14 protein-coding genes are annotated in these 8,532 nt (G+C 66.5%); 3 read left to right on the plus strand and 11 right to left on the minus strand.

Annotated elements, in window-relative coordinates:
* The 3 genes from AWC19_RS07440 to AWC19_RS07450 all read left to right on the plus strand — a co-directional run.
* Positions 1–1,054: tyrosine-type recombinase/integrase (locus AWC19_RS07440; protein WP_342743784.1), on the plus strand; the 1,054-nt coding region annotated here is incomplete at its 5' end.
* Between the two features lie 5 nt (positions 1,055–1,059).
* Complete coding sequence (locus AWC19_RS07445) at positions 1,060–1,422, plus strand: DUF732 domain-containing protein (RefSeq protein WP_158090844.1); 363 nt, start codon at positions 1,060–1,062, stop codon at positions 1,420–1,422.
* A 5-nt stretch (positions 1,423–1,427) separates the two neighbouring features.
* Complete coding sequence (locus tag AWC19_RS07450; protein WP_085077433.1) at positions 1,428–2,108, plus strand: DUF732 domain-containing protein; 681 nt, start codon at positions 1,428–1,430, stop codon at positions 2,106–2,108.
* 94 nt (positions 2,109–2,202) lie between these two features.
* Here AWC19_RS07450 and AWC19_RS07455 read toward each other — a convergent pair whose 3' ends face one another.
* The 11 genes from AWC19_RS07455 to AWC19_RS07495 form a co-directional block, all read right to left on the minus strand.
* Positions 2,203–3,423 carry an RNA-guided endonuclease InsQ/TnpB family protein gene (locus AWC19_RS07455; RefSeq protein WP_245848809.1) on the minus strand — a complete coding sequence of 407 codons (1,221 nt, stop codon included), beginning with the start codon at positions 3,421–3,423 and terminating at the stop codon, positions 2,203–2,205.
* A gap of 254 nt (positions 3,424–3,677) precedes the next feature.
* Positions 3,678–3,947 carry a DUF7427 family protein gene (locus AWC19_RS07460; RefSeq protein ID WP_085077434.1) on the minus strand — a complete coding sequence of 90 codons (270 nt, stop codon included), beginning with the start codon at positions 3,945–3,947 and terminating at the stop codon, positions 3,678–3,680.
* Positions 3,944–4,111, minus strand: a complete 168-nt coding sequence (locus AWC19_RS29605) for a hypothetical protein (RefSeq protein ID WP_158090845.1) — start codon at positions 4,109–4,111, stop codon at positions 3,944–3,946. The genes AWC19_RS07460 and AWC19_RS29605 overlap by 4 nt, the downstream gene beginning before the upstream one ends.
* 1 nt (position 4,112) lies before the next feature.
* On the minus strand, positions 4,113–4,484 hold the full coding sequence (locus AWC19_RS07465) for a DUF2746 domain-containing protein (protein ID WP_085077435.1): 372 nt from the start codon (positions 4,482–4,484) through the stop codon (positions 4,113–4,115).
* Positions 4,481–4,702 (minus strand): hypothetical protein, encoded by a 222-nt coding sequence (locus tag AWC19_RS07470; protein WP_085077436.1) that lies wholly within the window; start codon positions 4,700–4,702, stop codon positions 4,481–4,483. Before AWC19_RS07470 ends, AWC19_RS07465 begins: the two co-directional genes overlap by 4 nt.
* A gap of 16 nt (positions 4,703–4,718) precedes the next feature.
* Positions 4,719–5,714 carry a PE-PPE domain-containing protein gene (locus AWC19_RS07475; protein WP_142281057.1) on the minus strand — a complete coding sequence of 332 codons (996 nt, stop codon included), beginning with the start codon at positions 5,712–5,714 and terminating at the stop codon, positions 4,719–4,721.
* On the minus strand, positions 5,711–6,055 hold the full coding sequence (locus AWC19_RS07480) for a hypothetical protein (protein ID WP_085077438.1): 345 nt from the start codon (positions 6,053–6,055) through the stop codon (positions 5,711–5,713). The genes AWC19_RS07475 and AWC19_RS07480 overlap by 4 nt, the downstream gene beginning before the upstream one ends.
* Positions 6,052–7,434 (minus strand): glycoside hydrolase family 25 domain-containing protein, encoded by a 1,383-nt coding sequence (locus tag AWC19_RS30430; RefSeq protein ID WP_245848811.1) that lies wholly within the window; start codon positions 7,432–7,434, stop codon positions 6,052–6,054. The genes AWC19_RS07480 and AWC19_RS30430 overlap by 4 nt, the downstream gene beginning before the upstream one ends.
* The gene (locus AWC19_RS29610; RefSeq protein WP_158090846.1) at positions 7,434–7,607 is read right to left on the minus strand and encodes a hypothetical protein; all 174 of its coding nucleotides are present in this window, start codon (positions 7,605–7,607) and stop codon (positions 7,434–7,436) included. The genes AWC19_RS30430 and AWC19_RS29610 overlap by 1 nt, the downstream gene beginning before the upstream one ends.
* A complete protein-coding gene (locus AWC19_RS07490) occupies positions 7,604–8,236 on the minus strand; it encodes an HNH endonuclease family protein (RefSeq protein ID WP_085077439.1) in 633 nt (210 codons plus the stop codon). The genes AWC19_RS29610 and AWC19_RS07490 overlap by 4 nt, the downstream gene beginning before the upstream one ends.
* On the minus strand, positions 8,236–8,532 hold a 297-nt coding region (locus tag AWC19_RS07495; protein ID WP_085077440.1), incomplete at its 5' end, for a C40 family peptidase. The genes AWC19_RS07490 and AWC19_RS07495, both read right to left, overlap by 1 nt.

Raw genomic sequence — 8,532 nt, forward strand, 5'->3', positions numbered from 1 at the left:
GTCAGCCTACCCGGTGGCTGTCAGCAGCATAGAAACCGCGACCAAACAGCTAACCAGCGAAGGTCTTATGGAATTCATAAACGGTTCGCCTGATGGGTGTTCAGAGCCGCCGCACTATTTACGCATGAGTAACGGTGGAGGAAGAAAGCTTCCACAAAATTGGGAAAACGCAATTTCTGGATGGACGATCTGGCTCCGGATCTCCGGTAAACGAGAAGGGACGATCGGGCTACGAAGCGACCATCTCCGGTCGATCGCGAGACGGTCGAGAACCGACGGGCCGGCCGACATCACGCTCAGCATGCTGGTGGCGCTGTGCAGCGAGCGGGACTGGTCCAACGAGCACCGAAAGGCGGTCCGCTGTTCGCTGATCGGGTTTTTCGACTGGTGCGTACGGGAAGGTCTGGTCGGGCTGAACCCGGCCGCGAACCTGCCGCGCGTCAAACCTCCGGCGCCGGCCCCGCGGCCCGTGCCTGACGACATCTGGGACGAGCTCATCGCGGCGGCCCAGCCGCGGGAGCGACTGATGGCGCGGCTGGCCGGCGAGGCCGGTCTGCGGCGCGCGGAGGTCGCCGTCGTGCACTCCGACGACATCGTCCGCGACCTGCAGGGCTGGTCGCTGATCGTGCACGGCAAGGGCGGCAGACAACGCCTGGTCCCGCTGACCGCCGAGCTGACCGCCGAGCTGCGCACCTTCTGCAGCCGCCGCGGCTACCTGTTCCCCGGCCAGGTCGACGGCCACATCAGCGCGGAATGGGTGGGCACCATGATCTCGCGGCTGATGCCGCCGGGCTGGTCGATGCACAAGTTGCGGCACCGGTTCGCCACGCTGGGCTATTCGGGCACCCACAACCTGCGGGCGGTGCAAGAGGCGCTCGGGCACGCGTCGGTCGCGACGACGCAACGCTACACGGCGGTCACGACGATCGAGGTGCGTTCCGTGGCAGAAGCGGCCGCGCACCGCGTTCCCACCAGCGGCGTTGCCGTGGGCGATTTTTGGAAGAACGGTAGTGCCCAGATTTTCAGTCGCGCGCCTCGTGGAGCGCTACCATGACCGCCATGAAGCGCCTCTCGCTGATGCTTCTGCTGGTGGTGGTATCCGTCGGCGCCGCGATCTTCTCCGCCGAGGTAGCCCACGCGCTGACCGATCAACAGAACAAGTTCGCCGCCGACGTCGCGTCCCACGGCGGTCCCGCCGCCGACCAGATGATCACCCCGGCGGTCATGGAGACCGGCCAGACGCTCGGCGATGCGGTGTGCGCCGATCTGCGAAAAGGCGCTACGGCGAACGAGGTCATCGGCGTCAGCAGCGATATCCACATGCCGATGTCGCAGGCTGAGGTGGTGGTCTATTGGGCGATCACCGATCTGTGCCCGGGTCAGCTCGGGCAGCGCCAGGACAGCTGGCGCGACGGGGGCTAGGGACCATGGGCGCCGCAGGCACCTCTGCCGACGACACCGCTCCGGGCCCGTGCGCCGATGAGACTGTGATCGTGCCGCCGCCTGTCGCGACGGAGCCCGGCCTGGCGTGGTCGCAGGACGATGAGCTCGATGACGCCGTTTTCCGTGAACCGTGGCGCGCCGCGCTCGTCGCCGCGGCCGCGATTCTGGTCATCACCGGCAGCATCGCGTTCGTCATTTCGACCTGGCAGCGTCACCGCCCGGCCGAGCATGTCGTTCAGGGCGGCATCATGGAGCCGGCGACGATGCCGGCCGCTGAGCTTCCGCCGATCACGGCGCCGGCACCGATCGCCGCGCCGGCACCGCCGCCTCCCGGGCCGAGCATGGCGCCCCCGACCGTGACCGTAGCCGCGCCCGTGCCGACGATCACCGTGACGCAGACGCCGTCCCCGACGCCGATCGCAGTAGCTCCTCCGGCGCCCCGCGGCGACCAGGTGTTCCTGTCTGAAGCCCGCGCCGGCGGCCTGGTGATCCTCGACGAGTCGGTGGCCACCGCCGACGCGCGCCAGGGCTGCGCATACATGGCGGCCGGGCACACTCCGGCGCAGGCCGAGCAGCTCGCGCTCGAGCACAACCCGTCGCTGACACTGCAGCAGGCGCAGGCGTATGTGCGGGCGACGATCGATGCGTACTGCCCGCAGTACTGAAAATGCCAAAATAAGCCCCCGACGGCGCGTGGCCATCGGGGGCTAATGCTTCTTGACGTGCTCCCCGCCATGAATGGCGGGGATTCCCGTGCGGCTATGCCGCTGTAGGAGTGCTTCCTGCATCATCGCCCACTGCCGCAACGAGTTGCGGACTTACATGGGCTCCACAGGCGTTTAGTCTCTCTGCCCGCCCGGCAGCGAGAATGACCTTGGCGGCGTTGTAGTCGCGGTCGTGAGTGGCCTGGCACGACGGGCACACCCATGTGCGGACCTGCAGCGGCAGTTCGTCGAGCTGATGCCCACACCCAGGTGTTGAGCAGGTTTTGCTCGACGCCAACCACCGCGACACCGTGTGTACAGTGCGCCCGTAGCGGTCGGCTTTCTCCCCGATGATCTTCACGAACTGCCCCCACCCCGCGTCCGAGATCGCACGAGCCAGGCGACGATTGCGGACCATCCTAGCGATGTTGAGGTCCTCGACGTGGATCACTTGATTCTCGCGAACCAACGCCAAAGCCTGCTTGTGGTGATAGTCCCGCCGAGCACGGGCAACCTCTTTATGCGCGATAGCGACCTTACGCCTGGTCTTGTCCCTGTTGGCTGATCCTTTCTGCCGGCGGGACTTCTCCCGCTCCAACCGACGCAACTTCCGCAGCTTGCGACCCAAATACGTCGGATTCTCGATACCGAACCGCCCACCATCGGTGGTGGCAGTCGTAGCCAGCCGGGCGATCCCCAGATCCACCCCGACCTCCCGGTCGACTACCGGCAGCGGTGTGGCCGCGACGTCGACGACGAAGCTGGCGTAGAAGTGCCCGTCGGGTTCCCGGATGATCGTGACCGACGAGGGTGCGCTGGGCAGCTCGCGTGACCAGCGCACCCGCACTTCGCCGACCTTGGCCACAAACAACCGGCCGTTGCCGCGGATCGAGAAGCCGTTGCGGGTGAGCCGGAACGACTGCCGGTGATCCTTGCGGGATTTGAACCGCGGCCGCCCAACCCGCCGGCCCTTACGCTTCCCGGCCGCAGAGTCGAAGAAATTGCGCCACGCACGCCGGGAATCGTTGACCGACTGCACCAACGCCACACTGGGCACCTCAGCCAGCCAGCCCCGTTCCTCGGTCCTCTTGGCGGCGGTGATCACCCGACGCTGAATCTCGCTGTCGGACAGCTTCACCCCGGCCCGATACGCCTCATCCCGCACACGCAACGCGTCGTTGAACACCACCCGAGTGCATCCGAACACCCGCGCCAACATCTGCTGCTGGCCAGGTGTCGGTTCAATGCGATACCGATAACGCATCTGCACACCCACGACCCTAAAGGCCACCTATGACAACACAGGCCTACCGACGCCCTCGTGTATCTCCTACGCGGCGGCGAGGTTTCACGAATGAGCGTCGTATGAGCGCGCTTCAACTTCTGCCGCAACTGAAGCGTCGCTACCCGATTGACCGGATTCTTGGGCGCGTGGAGCAAGGAAACGCTGTGGCGGGCGGTAGGTTGTTGAGTCTGTCTGCGAGGGGCATTGCGATTTTTCCTCCTCGAGCCTTCTCGGCGACGCAGGGATCATTTACCTCGCTGGGTGGGGCTTTGTTTCTCCTTTGTTCGCTGCCAAAATCGTTGCGCCATCACGTCGTAACGCTCCGGGATGACATTGGCCAGGTGCCCGGCGATGACGGCGGCGCCACCGATGATCAGCACGCGACCGAGGATCGGCCGGCGTTCAACGAGCCGGTCGCATTCCTGGCTGAGCAGCAGCCCGTCGGTCAGGTGGTTGAGCTCGAAGTCGAGGACGTCGACGACGATGCCCAGCATCTTGCGTTGCGCAGCGTTCACAGCCCAGCCCGCGAGTACTGGTCCAGCAGCGTGTCGAAGCGCATCTGCCAGGCGAACTCCGCTTCGGTGTCGCCGGCCGCGCGGGCGATGCGCAGCTGGTCGAGCGCGATGACGATCCTGTCGGTCAACGGCAGCGGCGACGTGTCGGAGTTGCCGGGTAGCATGTCACGTCCCGGACCGCCGTCCGCGTTCGATGCGCGCCACGTCTTCGATGCGTGCGGCGCGTTCGGCGCGCAGTTCGCCGCGCAGGCCGCCGATGTCCTTGCGCAGGCCGCGGATGTCGAGGCCCTGCTCGGTGACCATCGCGGCGATGCGGCCGACGGTGTCGGCGAGGTTGGAGCCGCCGTTGGTGACTTGGGCTTCGACGCCGCCGACCCGGTTACGGGTCTTGCTGTTCTGCCAGACTGTGACGATCACGGTGACGGAGGGGCCCAGCACGAACATGACGATCAGGCTGACCAGGCCCCACCAGTTCGTGGCGAGCTGATCGACCGCGACCAGGTGCTCGTTGACTGCGGCCGGCAACTGGCGGATCATTCGGCCAGGTTGTCGAGCTCGTCGATCAGCGGCTTCTCGCGCTGGATGAACCCGGCGATCGCGGCGATGACGGTCAGGGCCGAGGCCACGTATTTCGACCAGCCGTCGGGCAGCACCCCGGGCGCTAGGAGATCGGCGCCGATGGCGCCGAGGGCCGCGGCGATAGCGACGATGGCCTGGGCGACCTTGGAGGGTTTGAAGGGCAGTTTGATGCTCATCGCGATGTGCCTTTCGTTAGGCCCGTGCGGGCGTGATGGTGGCGATGTTGTGCAGGAAGCCGACTGCGTCGGCGACGAGGTTGGAGTAGCCGGGGATCTCGCCGAGGTAGCTGATGTGCGGCCCGGTCGGGCCCCCCGGTGCAGCGAGGAATTGCAGCCCAAGGACAGCCGCGGCGACCGCGGCGTCGGCGCCGGTGGCGTTGATGTCGACGCCGCCGACCAGGTCGACGAGAAACGCGACCGCCGCGCCGGCGCCCATCGCCAGCAGGCCGGCCGCGCCGCCCTTCAGCCCGGACAGCAACCCGGAGTCCTCGACGAGCTTCAGCATCCCGGCGACCATCGCCTGCAGGAAGGCGGTCGGATTGTTGAGTTGCGCCTGTGTGGCGATGGTGTAGACGTCGGTCATGATCGCGCCGACCGCGGTGTCGGGCACCTGGGCGTACATGTCGTTGCCGGCGTCGCCGTTCGCGGTGTTGTGCGCGTAGTCGGCCCACACGACCTGGCCGTTGACAGTCGGCAGTGATGTCATGCGGATCGGCGAGATGCCGCGCCACCGCGAGCCCAGCCCGGTAACGCCGGGCGCGCTGGCACCGGGCATACGGCACGGGTTGCCGAAGGTGATGCCGCCGACGAAATTCCGCTCGTATTGGCTTCCCGCGACGAGTTCCATGTAGACGCGGGAGGCCGCCTCTGCGCCCTGGCTGTAGCCGAGCACCGCGAACGTCTTCTGCGGGTTTTCCGCCAGCCACGCCGCGGTCCAGTCGATCGCGTCCTGGATTGACTGCTGGTAGCTGGGCGCTGTGGCCGGGCCCCCGAGTGGCCCGAAGCTGGCCGGGTACGGGCACGGCACCTCGTAGCACAGGCCGTCGTCGACGAACTGATTGAGGCCGTTGACAACGTCGGAGGGGTATTGGACGAGCCCGGCGCCCCAGGTGCCGTTGTAGGTGAGGGCGGCATGCCGGAGCTTGGTGACGCCGCTGATATTGGCCTGCAAATCGGCCCAGCCGGTCACGATGCGGGGAACGCGGTCGTCGGCTGGCCGGCGGCGTTACGGCGCGCGATCAGGTCTTCCATCAGCTCCATGAGCACGAATCCGAGGTCGCGTTCGATGCCGTCGCTGAAGGTATGCACCCACGAGATCTGCTCGCCGATCGGCACGATCTGCTCAAACGCATCGAAATGCCCTTGGTATCCGATGCCGTTGTGGGTTGAGTTCCATGGGCCGCGGGCCGGGTCGTCGACCACGTCGCGGGCGCCGCGCTCATGGCGCGACAGCACGTTGCGGTACGAGTTTGGTGTGCCGTCGATTTTCACTCCGGAGATGTCGGCCTGCAGGCTGTTGGGGTCGCTCACGATGCCGAACCTTTCTCGATGTCGTTCTTGATCGCCGCGATCGCGTCGACCGGCGTGAGGTTTTCGCCCTGGGCGTTTTGGCCAAGCTGCGGCCAGCCTTGGCCGCCGGGCCCACGCATCTGGTCCCAGATGTCGCGGACCTTGGCCAGCAGTTCTGCTTGTTCGTCGCCGGTGAGTGCCATCAATACTCCTGTCTGAGTTGGGGTTTCGGCGCCGGGGTCAGGCGTCGTGATGCCGCACAGCGCGGCGAGATCGTCGGCGCTCAGGCCGTCGGCGGAGTTCATGTCGCAGTCGCCGAACGGTGGGCAGCCTTCGGGCAGGCCGCCGCCGTAGCCTTGGCCGTCGGTGTATTGGTGGGCGATTTTGCCGGGGTAGTCGGGGTTGGCGCCGTATGCGGCGATGATCAGCCGCAGCCCTCGTGGCTTGATGGGCCACATGGTGTTGAGGTCGTAGGTGTTGCCGTAGCCGATGATTCGCGCCGGGTTGCCCGCGTAGTCGGCGAGGTTCCAGTAGAGCGCGTTGATGGCCGCTGATTGGTCGCCGCCGGGGTTGTCGCCGGATTCGACGTCAAGCATCAGCGCGACGCGCGGGTGCAGGCCGCCGTTCTCGTCGATCATGGACTTGACGGTGTCGGCGTTGGGCTGCCAGGTCTGCGGCCGCACGTAGGTGTAGACGATGCCCATCTTGAGCCGCCCGGAGTCGAGGGCTTGGCGCATCCACGCGTAGTTCTGGGCGAAGTTGTGGTCGCGGTAGTCGCCGTCGCTGACGCGGATGGACAGCACCTGGTAGGGGTAGGAATCGTCGACGGGGCACTGAAATTCGGAGACGTCGGCGAAAAGTGTGTCTGTCACGTTGGCTCCTGGTAGTGGGCTTGGTTGGGTGGGGATAGGTGTGCCGTCTTCGACGATTGGGCCGGGCAGGTACCACCAGTCGTTGGCGTACGGGTCGTCGATGGCCCGCGCCTGGTCGCCGAGCACGGTGCCGTTCTTGCCGTTGGTTTCGATGCGCAGCTGGTCGACTTGGCACCACATGTGGCTGTTGGCGCCGCCGCCTGGCCCGTGGTGCAGCGCGATCTTCACCGCGGCGTCGTTGGGGATGTCGCGCGGTCCTCGGGCTTGGATCGTGCCGAACGGGCCGTTGAACGGGTCGGCATCGCCGCCCATACTGGGAGCCCGCCAGTTCTCGGTGGACAGCCCGTGACGCGACCACGCCATGGCGGTGCCGTTGACGGTGGCGTCGAGTTCGTCGACAACACAGCCGGAGCAGTCGCATCCGGCTGAGCGATCGAACGGGTCCCAGTTGCCGCCGTAGACGTAGGGATTGCCTTCGCGGTCGATCGCGATCTGCTGGGCGAAGCTGAGGTTCTTGCGGGTGACCATTACCGGCACCGGCCTTTCGCAGTGGTGGTGCGGGTGTGCGGCCGGTCGTAGTCGTTGACGGCCAGGGGTGGTATGCGGCGGCGCATCTCGGCGAAGATGGCGGCCAGTTTGGCTTTGGCTTCGGGGGCAAGTTCGTCGTTGAGCGGGTTGGGCATGTCGGGTCTCGCTTTCATGGGCATTGGTTGAGAATGGTTGTCATGGCCCGCTTTTCGGCCACCGTGATCCAGAGGTGGTAGGCGGTTTTGACGAGGATTTGGTCAGCGACGTAGGTGCACCGGAAGCTGGTGTTAGGCGGCAGCCATTGGGATGCGTCTTTATCGCGCTTGGCGTTGTTCGCTTGCCCGTCGACGGCCAGCAGGTTGTGAGGGTCATTAGCGAGGTCGATGCGGCGCTGCGCCGGCAGTTGTTGCGCGCCGGTGATCCACGCGTTGCCGAGAGCCACGATGTGGTCGATCTGTACGGCCGAGCTGTCGGGTCCGCGTTGGAAGTGGATAACTCTTGCGGTGTAGGGGTCGATGAGGGTTCCAGAGATGACGGTGCAGTTGCCTTGGCGGACAACGCCGGTCAGGTCGCGGGCGAGGATGTCGTCGCGAGTGTCGCAGTGGTTGCGGCCGAGCTCGTCATCGTTGTTGTCGGTCCAGGCGGCCCCGAATTGGTCACGGCTGTAGCCGGTCATCGGGGCCGGGTCGTGGACGGGTAGGGCGTCGAGGATGCGCAGCGCGACAGGGTCCGGGGCGGCGTGCGCGGGGGCAGCGGTGATCCCCGCCGCGACGATCAGGGCGGCGGAAAGGCGGCGGAGCATCAGTAGCGGCGCGCCTGGTTGTAGGGGCCGGCGGCATCGATGGGTACTTCGACGACGGGCCGGCCGGGCGTGCTGGCGTGGATGACCATGCCGTCACCGCTGTAGAGGCCGACATGCGTCGCGGCCCGGTAGTACACGACCACGTCACCGGGTTCGAGGTTTGCGCGCGCAATGGGTTGGCCGCCGCGCGCAAGGGCTTGACTGGAATGCGGGAGCGCGGTCCCGATCTGGGCGTAGGCCCACACGACCAGCCCGGAGCAGTCGAACGCGTCGGGGCCCGCCGCGCCCCAGCGGTA

It is taken from the genome of Mycobacterium palustre, assembly GCF_002101785.1.
GTDB classification, from domain to species: domain Bacteria; phylum Actinomycetota; class Actinomycetes; order Mycobacteriales; family Mycobacteriaceae; genus Mycobacterium; species Mycobacterium palustre.